Here is a 14,728-nt window from a genome sequence, read left to right as displayed (position 1 = left end):
ATTTTAAAATCATCATCTACTTATCTCAAACAACTCAAGTAAATTATTTACAATATAAAAGTTTAGAAAATTTGAAGGATTATGAAAGTTCACGTTGTATACTATTTAATAAGCTAAAAATGAAAACTTGTTTCCGTACAGTGGAAACAAAAAGAATGAAAAGGCGGGTGAACTGATGAAGGAAAACAGGGTCAGAGCAGTAGATCGTGCTTTTGACATTATCGAATGCTTTACAAATAGAGAACAAGAGCTTTCTTTACTTGAAATTTCAAAGAGAACTGAACTTGCATTAGCTACTGTACATCGAAATATCCATACGTTGTTATCGAGGGGGTACTTAGAACAGGATAGGGTTACTGGTAAATACCGGCTTGGGATTCAATTTGTAAGGATCGGCGGTATCGTAATCCAAGGCTTTGATCTGATACAAAAAGCAACGCCTCATCTACAGCGACTAGCAAAAGAAACAGAGTTGAATATCAATCTAAGTGTTTACGATTCGCAAGAGGCATTATGTTTAATCAACATAGAATCATTCCATAACTTTGGTTTTGAAATCAAAGTTGGTCAAAAGATGCCTATATACGCGGGTGCTTTATCAAAAGTCATCCTCGCTTATTTACCTCAAAAAGAAACTGATATGTTGACGATAGATTTGAAGACTTATACTCCATTGACTATTTCTCAAAAGGAAGAATTGATCCAAGAATTACAAACCATACGTAAAAATGGCATTTCCAGATCAGAAGGTGAATTAGCTTTAGGGGCGATCGCGTATTCTGCTCCAATATTTAATTTTGAAGATAAAATGATTGCTGGGATCGCAATAACTGGTCCCAAACATTTTTTTACCGATGCAGACAAACCCAAATACATAAATGACCTTATGAATGCAGCTCGAGAGATTTCTAGAGATTTGGGATGTAAGTCAAAGATTTTACAAATGAAAGGAGCACAAGATGAAAATAAAGCCTAAAAGACTTGAAAAAGGGCAGACGGTCGGAATCATTGCACCTGCAAGTCCTCTGTACAACCGCAGTGATTTAATAAGGGGAATAAAGACGTTAGAAGAATGGGGATTTAAAGTCAAGGTGGGTGAACATGTCAACAACAAACATGAATACCTTGCTGGCACTGATGAAGAACGTGCTTACGATTTCAACGCGATGTTTGTAGACCCTGAAGTAGATGCAATATTCGTCACACAAGGTGGTTATGGATCGGCGAGGATGATCAGATATCTCGATTTTGAAAAAGTTAAAAAGAATCCTAAAATTTTCATCGGCTATAGTGATATCACATCACTTCATTTGGCTATCCAGAAATACACTGGTCTGGTAACGTTCCATGGTCCAGGCATGGCTGGCTTCAATCCGGAAGACCTATCAGAATACAGGAAGAATCATCTGTTTAAAGCTCTTGCCCAAGAAGAGCCAATCGGTGAAATTCCATTAGCTGATGAAAAGAAGTGGATCAATATCATCAATTCCGGAGATGCAGAAGGAGAATTAGTCGGAGGAAACATTTCTTTAATATGTGCTTCATTAGGCACACCTTTTGAAATAGACACGAAAGGTAAGATTCTATTTTTAGAGGAAGTTTGGACTGAGCCATGGATTCTTGATCATTATTTTACACACCTGATGAACGCAGGAAAAATCCAAGAAGCAGCAGGTATTGTAATAGGTGAATGCTCAGATTGTGAGCCTTTTAAACATAATCCGGGTTTTCATGTGACATTCAGTTTAGAAGATATTCTGTTTGATTATTTGGAGCCATTGAAAATTCCAGCCATACATGGATTGCCAATTGGACATACGAAAGATCTTGCTACACTTCCAATTGGGGTGAATGCAAGGCTGGAGGCATCAAATGGCAAGTTGTTCGTCACGGAAACTGGGGTCTTGTAAATTAATCAGGGGAGGATATTCAAGATGAAAAGTAAACTTGCATTATTTATGATGTGTATTCTGATACTTTCAACGATCACTCTTTATTCAATGCCAAAAGGGAAGGCTGCAGAGACCGATACTATAAAGATCGGTTGGACTTCTGAACCAGATAGTATCAGCCCGTTTATCGCATACAGTATTTCTTCTACGGAAATATTCAAGCTAGTGTATGATCCATTAGTCGGTTTCAATGATGATGTTGAACCAGTGGGACGTTTAGCTAAGGATTGGAAAGTCAGTAATGATAATTTGACCTGGACATTCAAGTTAGAAGAGAACGTCAAATGGCATGATGGTGAGCCCTTTACTTCTAAAGATGTCAAGTTTACTTATGAGACATTACAGGAAAGCGGTTTAGGTCTATATGCTGAGTATCTTAAAGGGATAGAAAGTATCGAAACTCCAGACGAGCATACAGTAGTGATCAAAACCAAGGAACCAAAAGCAAATATGCTGCAAATGACAACACCGATCTTACCGGAACATATCTGGAAGGATGTGTCACTTGAAGATCTTGAAACTTGGCCTAATGATAAGCCTATCGGAACAGGTGCCTTCAAGTTCGAAGAATGGAAAAAGGATGAATTCATCAAGCTTTCTAAGAATGATGATTATTTTTATAAGAAGCCTCATATTGAGGAATTGATATTCGTATTATACGCAAATAATGACACCATGGTCCAATCCCTTAAAAAAGCTGAAATAGATGGATCGATCAATATAAATGCTAATCAAGTGAAACCCCTATCGGCTGAGGAGACCATTGATGTCGTAACCGCAACAACACATGGATTCACCGAGTTGGCAATAAACACATGGTCAGATTCGAAATCGAAAGGGAACCCACTATTGAAGGATAAGAAGATCCGTCAAGCGATGAGTTATGCGATCGATAAGCAAAAATTAATTGATGTAGCTTACTCTGGACAAGGAACACCTGGTACAACCCTCATACCGCCAAGTTTAGATTTCTGGCATTATGAACCTTCCAATGACGAATTAAGGAAATTTGATCCTTCTAAAGCTGAGAAACTATTAAAGGACGCCGGTTATAAGGATTCTGACGGGGATGGTATTAGAGAGAGTTCAGAGGGAGAAAAGCTCAATTTCAGGCTTTTCTTGAGAGCCGATACATCTGAGGAAGTTAGAGCAGGCCAAATGATTGGGAGTATGCTCGAAAAAGTAGGAATCGGTACGGAAATTGAGACGGTAGACGACGGTTTACTTTCAGATAAAATCTATGACAATGCGAATTTTGACATGTTCATCTGGGGATGGGGAACAGATGCAGACCCTACAACAATTTTGAACGTAATGGCTGGTTCTCAAATCGGTAATTTAAGTGATTCATATTATTCAAACAGTAAGTATGATGAATTGCTGGAAAAACAGTCTACTATTCTTGACCGGGATGAACGACAGAAGATCGTCCATGAAATGCAACAGATTCTATACAATGAGGCACCATACATCATCCTTACTTATGATAATGCCCTGCAAGCTGTCCGTACAGATAAATGGGAAGGATGGACGAAAGTCAGAGGAACGTATTTCTATTCGTTCAACCATCATAACTACCTGAACGTGAAACCGGCAGATGGAAACAATGGTTCCACAGAAGCTGCTGCAGATACTTCCACAGGCTCGGATTCAGCTTCCAACAATGGAGCGATGATTGGGGCAGTTGTTGGAGGAATAATCATCCTTGCATTAGTTGCTTTCTTATTTGCGAAGCGTAAGAAGGCAACAACGATTGAAGAAGATATGTAAATGATAAAAGGGCGAAGGATCTTTCTTTGCCCTTTACAATAAAGGGTGGCTAACAGGAATATGAATAGACTCTATGTATTTAAGAAACTATTACAATCCTTATTTACGGTATTCGTTGTCGTCATTTTGAACTTTTTATTATTCAGGGTCATGCCGGGTGATCCGCTTGCAATGGTCATGCGAAATCCGAATGCATCAGATCAGGCTGTTGAAAAAATCACCGCCCTATTTGGGCTTGATCAACCATGGTATGTGCAATTGTACATGTATTTCAAACAACTGCTGCAAGGTGATTTAGGCATGTCTTTCATGTTTAAACAGCCAGTAATAGAAGTCATAGCTGAAAAACTATTTCCAACGATTCTCCTTGTTGGTGTAGCAACACTGATCGCCATCATCGCAGGAATCTATATAGGAATAATTGCAGCAGCACGGCGAGGCCAAAAGATAGATATCCTATCATTGACCATTTCACTTGTCACCTATTCAATGCCGACATTCTGGCTGGGTATTGTATTAATTATATTTTTCAGCGTATCCCTGAATCTGTTTCCTACAAGCGGGATGATTACGCCTGGCGAAGTGTTTACAAATTCATTCAGTAAAATATGGGACATAAGTAAACATTTATTTTTGCCAGCATTGACTTTGAGCCTGGTTCTAATAGGACAATTTGTGCTCATCATGCGTAATTCATTACTTGATGTTTTCACTGAGGATTATATTACGACAGCTAAAGCAAAAGGTTTTTCTGAAAAGCTTATCATCAAGAAACATGCAGTACCGAATGCGATGCTGCCAATGGTGACAATCATTGCTATCAATCTTGGTTTCATGATAGCAGGAGCCATACAAATCGAAACTGTTTTTTCCTGGCCTGGCCTTGGAAGATTGATGTATGAGGCGTTGAACAATCGGGATTATCCTTTGCTGCAAGGAATCTTCCTGATCGTCAGTATATGTGTAGTCCTGGCTAACTTGATTGCAGATATCGTTTATGGCTACTTGGATCCAAGGATAAAAAGTAATACGTAGGAGAATGAAAATGGACTATAAAAAAACTCAGATCATTAATAAATCACGCCGGTTATTCAAAGCTTTCATGCGTAATAAAATGGGTTTGACCGGTTTCTGTCTATTGGGATTTTTCGTTCTGATGGCGGTCTTTGGCCCCCTCATCTATCCCTATGATCCTAGAGAATACGGATTAGGGCCGATTTTCAGTCCACCTGATTTATCTTATTTGTTAGGAACGGATGATATGGGCAGGGACGTGCTTGGCGGGGTGATTTCCGGAGCTCGTATTTCCATTGTGGTAGGGTTCTTATCTACGATCCTATCAATGATCATCGGAACAGTGATCGGAATTACCTCAGGGTATTATCGAGGACGTACAGATTCATTGTTGATGAGAATGACAGATATCTTTCTCGTCATACCGTGGCTTCCATTGGCATTAGTACTGACCGCGATACTTGGTGCAAGTTTATGGAATATCATCCTGGTTATCGGTTTGACCAGTTGGCCAGGAACCGCACGTATTGTACGTTCACAAACATTGACATTGAGAGAAAGACAATTCGTAGAAAGGGCGAAAGCGATCGGCTCAAACAATGCTTATATCATGAGGAAACATATTTTGCCTAACGTGTTTCCGTTGATATTCGCTAATACGGTACTCGTATCTGCTATTGCCATTTTATCCGAGACGACTTTAAGTTTCTTAGGAATGGGTGATACGACTACCCCAAGCTGGGGGATGATGCTCCACTATGCTTTCGAATCCGGAGCTGCAAGTCTAGGTGCGTACTGGTACCTTATTCCGCCTGGTCTATGCGTAGTCTTGACCGTCCTTGGATTTACATTCATTGGATATGCCTTTGATGAAATATTCAACCCTAAACTACAGAGGAGATAAAAGATGTGTCTATTAAAAGTAAGAGACCTCACAACACAATTCAATACTAGTAAAGGTGTAGTCAAAGCTGTTGACGGTATAAGTTTCGAATTGGAGGAAGGAGAGGCAATCGGTCTGGTCGGAGAATCAGGGTGTGGCAAAACGACGACTGCTCTTTCCATTACCCGATTATTACCTGAAAGTGGTAGGGTCACTCATGGGTCTGTCACGTTAAATGGAAAGAATCTATTGGACCTGAATGAAAAACAAATAAGAAGACATCGATGGAACGATATTGCAATTGCTTTCCAAGGTGCGATGAATGCCCTGAATCCAGTGATGAAGATCGGTGATCAAATAATTGAATCTATCATCTATCATCATGGGAAGTCATATGCTAATGCGAGAAAAAGAGCAATGGAATTATTTGAATTGGTGGAGATCGACCCAAAGAGAATCGATCAATATCCTCATGAATTCAGCGGTGGCATGAAACAAAGGGCAATGATCGCAATGTCCCTTGCATGTGATCCGAAAGTTCTTATTGGAGATGAGCCTACAACAGCCTTAGATGTAATGGTTCAAGCGCAGATACTCGATTTATTGGAACGATTGAGAGAGGAATTTAAAATGTCTATGATTTTGATTACACATGATTTATCAGTAATGGCTGATACATGTGATAAAGCGGCCGTCATGTATGCAGGCAAAATCGTTGAGATTGGAAGCGTTGAACAAATCATCTCGAAAAGTACACATCCTTACACCAAAAAACTTGTCAGTTCTTTCCCTAACATCAACGGAAAAAGGGAACTGCCTGAATCGATTCCAGGAGCACCGCCAGATCTTATCGACCCTCCGACTGGATGTTATTTCCATGAACGATGTGAGTTTGCTACCGACCAATGTAAAACCGACCCTCCTCTATTGGAAGAGGTGGGGGCAGGACACTTTGCAGCCTGTCATAGAAAGGAAGAATTAGCATGAATGAGGTTCTGCAGGTGAAAGATCTCAAAGTAAAATTCGATGTCCATAGAAGCTGGTTCAAAGAATTGATGAGTAAGGAACCCAATTATGTAAAAGCTGTGGATGGGGTGGATTTAGACATCCACAATGGTGAAATACTATCGCTGGTTGGTGAAAGCGGCAGTGGCAAAACCACTACCGGGAAAGCGATACTTCAACTCCTGGATAATGTAGAGGGTGAGATCGAATTTGATGGCATCTCATTGCCTACGAAAGATAAATCAATATTGAAGAAATTCCGTCAAAATGCTCAGATGATTTATCAGGATCCGTATCAATCCTTAAATCCTAAAGATCGTGTGATTGATATTGTAGCAGAGCCTTTGATCGTCAATAAGATGCTGAAATCTGAAAAAGAGAAGAAAGAAAAAGTGGTAAACGCCCTTAACTGGGCAGGATTAAAACCACCAGAAAATTTTTTGCTGAAATATCCACATGAGCTGAGCGGTGGTCAAAGACAGCGAGTAGCTATTGCTGCAACTTTGATTTTAAACCCAAAACTGATCATTGCTGATGAACCTGTTTCCATGTTGGATGTGTCCGTCCGTTCTGACATTTTGAAACTATTGATTCGTTTAAGGGACCAAAGAGATATCTCCTATCTATTCATCACACACGATTTATCACTCGCGTGGTTGATTTCTGACAGGATCGCAATCATGTATCTTGGTAAAATCGTAGAGATTGGAAGTGTAGATAAAATAATTCGATCGAGTTTACATCCTTATACTAAAGCGTTGATCAATGTAATGCCCCGGTTGGAAGTGAAAACGAAAAGGGAGAAAAGACTTACTCTAAAGGGGGAAACACCAGACCCTGCCAATGTACCGACAGGTTGCCGGTTCCATCCTCGATGCCCCTTTGCTCAAGATAAATGCAAGAAATCAGAACCTGAAATCAGAGACTTTGGAGAAGGACATTCAGCTGCATGTCATTTTGTTGAGGAATTACAAGAGGAGGTGAGTTAGATGATCACTATTGAAGACATTCAAAGTGTCATCAAAAATGAAAGGGAACAATTGATAAACTTAAGTAAATCAATTCAACGGAATCCTGAGTTGGGTGGAAATGAATACTTTGCCTCTAAGCTGTTATGTGATTATTTAGAAATACATGATTTTGAGGTACAACGAGGTGTCGGTGAATTTGATACTGCTTTCATAGCTACGTATAAAAAAGGCAATGGCGGTTTTCATGCTGCATTTTGTGCAGAATACGATGCTTTACCGGATATAGGGCACGCGTGTGGACACAATTTGATCGGGGTGGCAAGTGTCGCTGCAGGAATCGCCTTGTCGAAAATAGATGCCGATTTTCCATTTACAGTGTCAGTCATAGGAACACATGATGAAGAAGGAATTGGGGGAAAGGTAGACCTAATCAATGAAGGAGTTTTCGAGAATGTTGATATGGCAATGATGTTCCACCCTGGCTATGACACCATCATTGACGTAAAGTCTTTAGCTTTCAAGAGTTTTGATTTTATTTTTAATGGAAAGAATGCACATGCTGCTTCTGAACCATGGCAAGGACGAAATGCTTTAGATGGAGTCCTCTTGACATTCAATGCGGTCAATTGTTTAAGACAGCATGTAAAACCGGATGTACGAATACACGGAATCATCAAAGAAGGTGGAAAGGTCACAAATGTAATACCTGACAGAGCTGTAGCTGAATTCTGCATTCGTTCTGAAGACAACATATACTTGAGTGAATTGATTGAAAGAGTGATAGATTGTGCCAAAGGTGCGGCTATAAGCAGTGGAACTGAATTGGAAATAAAAGAGGTTGGTCATCCTTACGATGCGATGGTGAGTAATCAAGTTTTGGTGGAATTATATAAGGAGTCCTTACAAGAAGCGGATTTTATCAATCGTTCTAAACATAAAGAAGGAATGGGGTCCATAGATATGGGAAACGTGAGCAGAGTAGTCCCTGCCATTCATCCTGTTCTGTCACTGACTGATCAGCTTATACCAGGTCATACGAAAGAATTTGCAGATTTGTGTAATAGTGAAGTTGCTTATGACACGATGTTATTAGCTGGAGAGACTATGGCTTATACGACATTACGAGTACTCCAGGATCCATCTTTACAGAAAAAAGTAATTGCTGAATTTGAACATTCTCTTATTAAAGGATAATCGTAAAAAAGAGGGAAACCAAACATACATATGGAAGGTTGATATAATGAACACGAACAAATATCGATTTGGTGAAATGACTTGGCCAGAAATAAAAGAAGTTGTCAAAGAAGAACGAATTGCTGTTGTACCTGTAGCAATGATTGAAGAGCATGGGCATCATCTGCCTGTGGATACAGATCTTTTGCTAGCAAACGAAATTTGTGAACGGGCAGGAAGGAAAATCCCTGAGGATATGGTCGTGGTACCTGCAATCAACCACGGTTATGCACCTCATCAAATGGATTTCCCAGGAGTTATCTCCATAAGCGGCGACACATTCATCCGGTATGTGGTTGATGTATGTAATAGCCTTGCCCACCAAGGCTTCAAGAAAATACTTTTATTCAATGGACACGGGAGCAACGTTTCGTTATTAAAGGTTGCAGCACGACAGACGATCTTGGATTATCCTGAAGTCCAATGCGCATCGATCTCACACTGGGACCTTGATCCTGTCGTTAAGACAGCAGAAGAAATACGTGATTCTGAAAGCCCAGGTGGAATCAATCATGCCTGTGAACTCGAAACTTCTATGTACCTTTCTATACATGAGGACTTGGTCCAGATGGATAAGGCTGTCAGAGATATTGATAAATATAAAATGTCGAAATACTTTTGGTTGGATCTTGTAGGCAAAGGCGAAGGCCGTCCAGTCGTGATGGTCCCATACTGGAGTTCCATTTCTGAGACCGGGACTTTAGGTGATCCGACCGTTTCTACAAAAGAAAAAGGCGATAAATTGATGGATGCGGCTGTTGAAGGACTTATTGAATTCATTAAACTATTTAGAGAACGCGAAGATACTCCACCGCGAGTGAATCATCATTATTAAAATGTAGGTGAAGACAGGTGGCACAATTAAAAGATTTCCCATTTCCGTTCACCAATGACCAATATGCATACTCGAATAATTCTGTACAGTTGGACCCGGCGAAAACCGTGACCATCACGGATGATTATAAAAAAGAAATCGGGCTGAAAAGGAAGCTATTGCATGAAAACAATGAGCGATGCTTTCGCTCACTTCCGATTTCACTAGAATCACAATGGGAGGTGATGGTGCTCATTTTCAGTGAGCTTGCCTCTTATTCGCCCGATCAGTTCACCTTTAAAAAAAGAGGGAATGACTGCTTGTTCCAAAATCACCTTTTGGAAGAAGAAGAATCATTCATTTTCCGTGACTCGTCATCGATTGATTTTGAACCGCTGGACGTAGCAGGAAGACATGTCCAAGAAGACTTGATTATCATGGGCGATCGACATGATGGACTCTTTTTGGAAGCAGGTCAATTGTGTTTTCCGTCGAATTGGTCACTCACATTTGTCCATGGAATGGAGTTCAAATCAATTCACACGCCAGTACCTGGAATCCAAAAGGACGGATTCATCAATAAGGTGGAAAGGTTCATTTCGAAGATCGCTCCCGGGGCGGCCTGGGAAAGAAAGAACTGGTCGATCACAGTCACAAACAAGCTTGATACGCCTTTAGAGACATATTCAGAGTGGGGAAAGCACCGGAAGGAAGTAACAGCTGAGAATGCTGGTGAGTTGATTCACCTGCGAGTTGAAGTCCAGAGACTGCTCAGGCTGCCTATGAATCATGATGTGCTTTTTACGATCCATACGTACTTGTTGCCCCTCGAAAAATTGATCCAAAACGAAGATTGGCTCAAAATCTTTTACAGCAACATCAAGACACTTCCTGAAGATATCGCGGAATACAAAGGTATTTTGAATTATCGTGAAGAGTTGCTCCGTTTTCTTGAGGCCCATTTAGGAAAAGAGCGAATGCCATGATGAAGCAGATTTTGATTTTAACCGAAAAACAATACATCCGAGAGGCGGAAGCCAAACAACAGGAATACCAGGAGGGCCACAACAACACTGAAATAAAGGTTCTAAACGAGATAGATGATGACGAGACAATTGGACAGATGCTTGAAAATTGCCCGCTCGGTACTTTTTTGGTCATCTTAACAGATGAAGAAACTGCGGACCTGGTCCGTCAAGCTGCCTATTCAGAAGGATTCTCTCAATCGGATGTGTTGATTGAACCATTGAATCAAGACAAAGTCAGGGTTTTCTGTTCCAAGTGTCATGAAATCAACATGGTGAACAATCTTGAAGATTCCTTTGAATGTAAAAAGTGTGGTCAGTTCCTTCAACCTTCAGATCACTATTCAACGTACCATCGTTCTTATCTAGGTTATCCGGTACTGTAACATGAAAAAGGATGGAAAAGATGAAGCAAACAATGCCATTGACTGTAGAAAAAATTGAAAAGGAAACAGACACCATTACGACGTTCACTTTAACATCGGAGGAGCTCTTGCTGCCCCAATTCGGAGCAGGTTCGCATATTACAGTTCACTTGCCAATGGGAAGGCGACAATACTCGCTTGTAAACAACCCACTGGAGATGAAGAATGAATATGTAATCGCTGTAAAAAAAATCAGTGATCAACATGGGGGCTCTGGCTATTTGCATGAATGTATAAGAGAGGGAGACAAATTGACCGTTTCCACCCCGGATAACTTCTTTCCGCTACAGACAGAAGCAAAGCACCATGTCTTCTTTGCTGGCGGGATAGGTATCACCCCGTTCATGTCAATGATGGCGTACCTGAAGGAAATTGGGCACACCTTTGAGCTTCATTATGCTGCACGGAGTGAAAGGGAATGTGCATTCTATCGTCATATCCAACTTCATTATCAAGATGAAGTATCCTGTTACTTCATGGATCGAGAAGAGAAAACAAAAAGACTGCAACAGGTAATGCAAAACAGAACTATGGGAACGCATATGTACATATGCGGACCACAACCTTTCATGAACATGCTGGTCGATTATGCCCAAGAACTTGGCTATCCAGATAAATTCATCCATGAAGAGCGGTTCCAACCTGCCTCTGTGATTGAAAACCCGCAGCCTTTTTCTGTAACCGTCACCAAGTCGGAAAAGACCTTTCAGGTAAAGAGCGGTCAAACCTTATTGGATGCTCTCCATGAACATAGAATCGACGTCCCTTTTAATTGCCGGATGGGTGTTTGTGGTACGTGTGAAGTGGGAGTGGAAGCAGGGGAAATCCTCCATTGTGAATCGTTTCTGACTGAAGAAGAAAAGAAAGATAAAATGCTTACCTGTGTTTCGAGGGGAATCGACCATATCAAACTCGACCTCTAAGAAAGAAGGTTCAACTGTTATTCATCCGTTTTTCTGCTTCAATAGCCCCTTTAAAATTCGTTCAAACGGTTGTTTTTTCCGTACGGCATCCATTTTCATGAACGGGCATTCCTGATTCTCAAGCCGTTCGAGAACAGCGTCCATTGTAAATTTAAGTGGCGTCAATTGTTGATCGACTTCATTCCATTCGAGAGGGGTCGCTACCAGACCTTCATCATTTCCTCTTAATGAGTAGGGGGCAATAATCGTCTTGCCTTCAGCGTGCTGCAGAAAATCGATATAACACCTGGAGCCACGTTTATTTTTCATCCGTTCGATCGTAAATGAATCCGGAGATTGATCGACCAGATATTCAGCGACGAATTGGGTGAATATTCTTGTATCCTTGTATGTAAACTGGTTTTCTTGCAACGGAATGTATATTTGCAAACCTTTGTTTCCTGACGTTTTCACAAATGAATGCAGTTCAAGTCGATCAAGAATGGTTTTGATTTGCAAGGCAGCTTCGATTGCCAAAGAAAAATGATCCCTTGAAGGCGGATCAAGGTCGAATACGATTTCTGTGGGGCAGACGGAAGTCACTTTATTGAATGGAATGTGGAATTCAAGTGCAAGTTGATTTCCCAACCAGATCAGCGTTGAAAGGTCATTGCAGACGATATACCGGATATCGTCCTGTTGGAACGTCTCTATAAATGATGGTGCATAATCCGGACAGTTCTTTTGATAAAAAAAATCATCGAACATACCATGGGGGTAGCGTTTGACTGTCAGACAGCGATTCTTCAGAAATGGAAGCATCACGCTTTTGATTTCAATCAAATACTGAAGATAAGTTTGTTTGTTGATCTCCATTGTTGGATAAAGGATCTTATCGAGGCTGGTGACTTGGATCGTGTTTCCTTCAATGTTCAATTGTCCATCTGATTTTGAAGAGCTTGCCATGTGCAATCCTCCCAGTGGATGTCGAGTCTGAATTGTATGAATCGAGGCTGTCTCAATTGATTTTCGTGTATCTCAAGGAATGCCAGCTCCACACAAATACGAGGTGCTATTTCAATAAGGGATCCTGTTTTTTTGATTTGGTTGTTTTTGACGATCTGGATCAGTGCTTCTCTTTCTTTTCCTTCTAGCCCATGTGAGAAGACGCCGCATGGTATCAATTCGGAACCGTCAAGGACAGCAACGTGGGCATATCCATTTTTCTCGTCAAACCCGCTGATGATGAAAAACCCCCGAAACAGACGTTTAACCTTCAACCACTCTTTCGTGCGTTTGCCTGGAAGCCATAGACTTTTAAGCCGTTTTGCAACGACACCTTCTCCATGATGTTTTTGCACGTCCTCGAATAAAGCTTCGCCGTCCAGCGTATGAGATATCCATTGGATACTGCTCGCACATTCTTTCGATACTTTAGGATAGTCGTGCGACTCCATCCATTGTTGAAGAAGTTCTTTACGTTGTTTGTAGGAAGAACCCATAAGAGAGCTTCCGCTTTGGATCAGTAAATCGAATACTAATAGAGTGGCAGGGAGTTGAAATTGTTGCTGCTGGATTTTCAGCTCATTTTTCAGTCTTCCTCGCTTTTGGATTGATGAAAAGGAAGCTTTTATATCAGATTCTAATATACAGAGCTCTCCGTCAAGCAGCAGAGGGAGTTCATCGTTGGAGGTTTCCCGGATTCGCTCCGCTTCTGATATGATTTCTGGAAAATTCTCTTTCAATGATTTCAAGTTCCGGCTGTAAAAATCGATATGTGTGTGATCGATATAGAGAAGACTTCGAAAGCCGTCATATTTGATTTCATAAAACCAATCCTCTCCTTCAGGAAGTCGAGAGGAGAGGGTTGGCAGCATAGGTCTGTGACGCATCATTCACTGCTCGCTTTTTTCTTGCGAGTCGTTTTCTTTTTCTTCTTCGGTTTTGTATCATCAATACTTGCTTGCAAGGCATCCATAAGATCAACGACATTCGCTTTCGGTCTTTCTTTCGACACTTTGATTTGCTCACCCTTGATTTTACTTTCAATGGCACCCATCAATTCTTCACGGTAATCATCATGGTATTTTTCTGGATCGAATTCGGCTGTCAATTGATCGATCAATTGGATCGCCATGTCTAATTCTTTCTGGTTCAAATCAACGTCTTCTGGAATTTCAGGTACTAAATCGATGCTGCGGACTTCATCTGGATAGTGGATCGTTTCAAGCACCAAACCTTTATCATAAACCCGCACAACAGCTAAGTGTTGTTTGGAGCGGATCATCACTTTGGCTATGGCAATCTTTCCGGAGTCATCCATTGCTTTTTTCAGCAGGCTATAAGGCTTTGAGCCATTTTCCCCGGGCCCGATGAAGTAAGAGCGGTCGAAATAAATCGGATCCACTTCTGAAAGATGTACGAAGTCTACGATTTCAATCGATTTTGTCTGTTCTTTCGTAAGAGCTTCCAACTCTTCTTTTTCAAGCTCAACGAATTTATTTGGTTCATATTCATAGGCTTTGATGATTTCATTTTGTTCTAGTGACTTCTCACAGACTGGACATGTTTTATCATACTTGATTGGATTATGGCACTCTTTATGGAGCTGCCTCATCTTTATATCCTTGTTTTCTGTAGCAGCAAATAGTTTGATTGGGATTGTGACAAGTCCGAAACTGATGGAGCCTTTCCACATTGTGTGCATATTGAGAAATTCCTTTCGTCCTTTTAT

At 40.8% G+C, this 14,728-nt stretch carries 15 protein-coding genes; 12 read left to right on the top strand and 3 right to left on the bottom strand.

All coding sequences use genetic code 11. The features are described from left to right. The first annotated feature begins 175 nt into the window (after positions 1-175). The 12 genes from ACTWQL_RS20455 to ACTWQL_RS20400 are packed head-to-tail and all read left to right on the top strand — an operon-like array spanning position 176 to position 12,015. Positions 176-976 carry an IclR family transcriptional regulator gene (locus tag ACTWQL_RS20455; RefSeq protein WP_443144256.1) on the top strand — a complete coding sequence of 267 codons (801 nt, stop codon included), beginning with the start codon at positions 176-178 and terminating at the stop codon, positions 974-976. Then, a complete protein-coding gene (locus ACTWQL_RS20450; RefSeq protein ID WP_443144255.1) occupies positions 960-1,910 on the top strand; it encodes a S66 peptidase family protein in 951 nt (316 codons plus the stop codon). The genes ACTWQL_RS20455 and ACTWQL_RS20450 overlap by 17 nt, the downstream gene beginning before the upstream one ends. A gap of 24 nt (positions 1,911-1,934) precedes the next feature. Further along, on the top strand, positions 1,935-3,722 hold the full coding sequence (locus tag ACTWQL_RS20445; protein WP_443144254.1) for an ABC transporter substrate-binding protein: 1,788 nt from the start codon (positions 1,935-1,937) through the stop codon (positions 3,720-3,722). Between the two features lie 60 nt (positions 3,723-3,782). Beyond that, positions 3,783-4,757: an ABC transporter permease gene (locus ACTWQL_RS20440; protein ID WP_443144253.1), complete on the top strand. Its 975-nt coding sequence runs from the start codon at positions 3,783-3,785 to the stop codon at positions 4,755-4,757. Positions 4,758-4,767: 10 nt separating this feature from the next. Next, positions 4,768-5,640, top strand: coding sequence for an ABC transporter permease (locus ACTWQL_RS20435; protein ID WP_443144252.1), 873 nt, complete (start codon positions 4,768-4,770; stop codon positions 5,638-5,640). Between the two features lie 3 nt (positions 5,641-5,643). Further along, positions 5,644-6,606: an ABC transporter ATP-binding protein gene (locus tag ACTWQL_RS20430; RefSeq protein WP_443144251.1), complete on the top strand. Its 963-nt coding sequence runs from the start codon at positions 5,644-5,646 to the stop codon at positions 6,604-6,606. Continuing rightward, the gene (locus ACTWQL_RS20425) at positions 6,603-7,613 is read left to right on the top strand and encodes an ABC transporter ATP-binding protein (RefSeq protein WP_443144250.1); all 1,011 of its coding nucleotides are present in this window, start codon (positions 6,603-6,605) and stop codon (positions 7,611-7,613) included. Before ACTWQL_RS20430 ends, ACTWQL_RS20425 begins: the two co-directional genes overlap by 4 nt. Next, entirely contained in the window at positions 7,614-8,789 is a 1,176-nt protein-coding gene (locus ACTWQL_RS20420; protein ID WP_443144249.1) for a M20 family metallopeptidase, read from the top strand. A 46-nt stretch (positions 8,790-8,835) separates the two neighbouring features. Further along, the gene (locus ACTWQL_RS20415; RefSeq protein ID WP_443144248.1) at positions 8,836-9,663 is read left to right on the top strand and encodes a creatininase family protein; all 828 of its coding nucleotides are present in this window, start codon (positions 8,836-8,838) and stop codon (positions 9,661-9,663) included. A 17-nt stretch (positions 9,664-9,680) separates the two neighbouring features. Next, a complete protein-coding gene (locus ACTWQL_RS20410; RefSeq protein ID WP_443144247.1) occupies positions 9,681-10,628 on the top strand; it encodes a heme-dependent oxidative N-demethylase family protein in 948 nt (315 codons plus the stop codon). Then, positions 10,625-11,053, top strand: coding sequence for a hypothetical protein (locus ACTWQL_RS20405; RefSeq protein ID WP_443144246.1), 429 nt, complete (start codon positions 10,625-10,627; stop codon positions 11,051-11,053). Before ACTWQL_RS20410 ends, ACTWQL_RS20405 begins: the two co-directional genes overlap by 4 nt. A 20-nt stretch (positions 11,054-11,073) precedes the next feature. Then, entirely contained in the window at positions 11,074-12,015 is a 942-nt protein-coding gene (locus ACTWQL_RS20400; RefSeq protein WP_443144245.1) for a PDR/VanB family oxidoreductase, read from the top strand. 21 nt (positions 12,016-12,036) lie between these two features. Here ACTWQL_RS20400 and ligD (ACTWQL_RS20395) read toward each other — a convergent pair whose 3' ends face one another. The 3 genes from ligD (ACTWQL_RS20395) to ku are packed head-to-tail and all read right to left on the bottom strand — an operon-like array spanning position 12,037 to position 14,701. Beyond that, the gene (ligD, locus tag ACTWQL_RS20395; protein WP_443144244.1) at positions 12,037-12,960 is read right to left on the bottom strand and encodes a non-homologous end-joining DNA ligase; all 924 of its coding nucleotides are present in this window, start codon (positions 12,958-12,960) and stop codon (positions 12,037-12,039) included. Next, complete coding sequence (ligD, locus tag ACTWQL_RS20390; protein WP_443144243.1) at positions 12,927-13,886, bottom strand: non-homologous end-joining DNA ligase; 960 nt, start codon at positions 13,884-13,886, stop codon at positions 12,927-12,929. The genes ligD (ACTWQL_RS20395) and ligD (ACTWQL_RS20390) overlap by 34 nt, the downstream gene beginning before the upstream one ends. Next, positions 13,886-14,701 (bottom strand): non-homologous end joining protein Ku, encoded by an 816-nt coding sequence (gene ku, locus ACTWQL_RS20385; protein WP_443144242.1) that lies wholly within the window; start codon positions 14,699-14,701, stop codon positions 13,886-13,888. The genes ligD (ACTWQL_RS20390) and ku overlap by 1 nt, the downstream gene beginning before the upstream one ends. Positions 14,702-14,728: the final 27 nt, after the last annotated feature.

The sequence above is a fragment of the Pseudalkalibacillus sp. R45 genome, from assembly GCF_052246725.1.
Lineage (GTDB): Bacteria > Bacillota > Bacilli > Bacillales > Fictibacillaceae > Pseudalkalibacillus.
The sequence above is the reverse complement of the archived record's forward strand: the minus strand, read 5'-3'. Positions and strand labels throughout refer to the sequence as shown.

Excerpts from the sequence above, each read along its gene's own strand:
- ACTWQL_RS20455 (WP_443144256.1), top strand. The coding sequence starts at position 176 with ATGAAGGAAAACAGGGTCAGAGCAGTAGATCGTGCTTTTGACATTATC.
- ACTWQL_RS20450 (WP_443144255.1), top strand. The coding sequence starts at position 960 with ATGAAAATAAAGCCTAAAAGACTTGAAAAAGGGCAGACGGTCGGAATC.
- ACTWQL_RS20445 (WP_443144254.1), top strand. The coding sequence starts at position 1,935 with ATGAAAAGTAAACTTGCATTATTTATGATGTGTATTCTGATACTTTCA.
- ACTWQL_RS20440 (WP_443144253.1), top strand. The coding sequence starts at position 3,783 with ATGAATAGACTCTATGTATTTAAGAAACTATTACAATCCTTATTTACG.
- ACTWQL_RS20435 (WP_443144252.1), top strand. The coding sequence starts at position 4,768 with ATGGACTATAAAAAAACTCAGATCATTAATAAATCACGCCGGTTATTC.
- ACTWQL_RS20430 (WP_443144251.1), top strand. The coding sequence starts at position 5,644 with ATGTGTCTATTAAAAGTAAGAGACCTCACAACACAATTCAATACTAGT.
- ACTWQL_RS20425 (WP_443144250.1), top strand. The coding sequence starts at position 6,603 with ATGAATGAGGTTCTGCAGGTGAAAGATCTCAAAGTAAAATTCGATGTC.
- ACTWQL_RS20420 (WP_443144249.1), top strand. The coding sequence starts at position 7,614 with ATGATCACTATTGAAGACATTCAAAGTGTCATCAAAAATGAAAGGGAA.
- ACTWQL_RS20415 (WP_443144248.1), top strand. The coding sequence starts at position 8,836 with ATGAACACGAACAAATATCGATTTGGTGAAATGACTTGGCCAGAAATA.
- ACTWQL_RS20405 (WP_443144246.1), top strand. The coding sequence starts at position 10,625 with ATGATGAAGCAGATTTTGATTTTAACCGAAAAACAATACATCCGAGAG.
- ACTWQL_RS20400 (WP_443144245.1), top strand. The coding sequence starts at position 11,074 with ATGAAGCAAACAATGCCATTGACTGTAGAAAAAATTGAAAAGGAAACA.
- ligD (WP_443144244.1), bottom strand. The coding sequence starts at position 12,960 with ATGGCAAGCTCTTCAAAATCAGATGGACAATTGAACATTGAAGGAAAC.
- ligD (WP_443144243.1), bottom strand. The coding sequence starts at position 13,886 with ATGCGTCACAGACCTATGCTGCCAACCCTCTCCTCTCGACTTCCTGAA.
- ku (WP_443144242.1), bottom strand. The coding sequence starts at position 14,701 with ATGCACACAATGTGGAAAGGCTCCATCAGTTTCGGACTTGTCACAATC.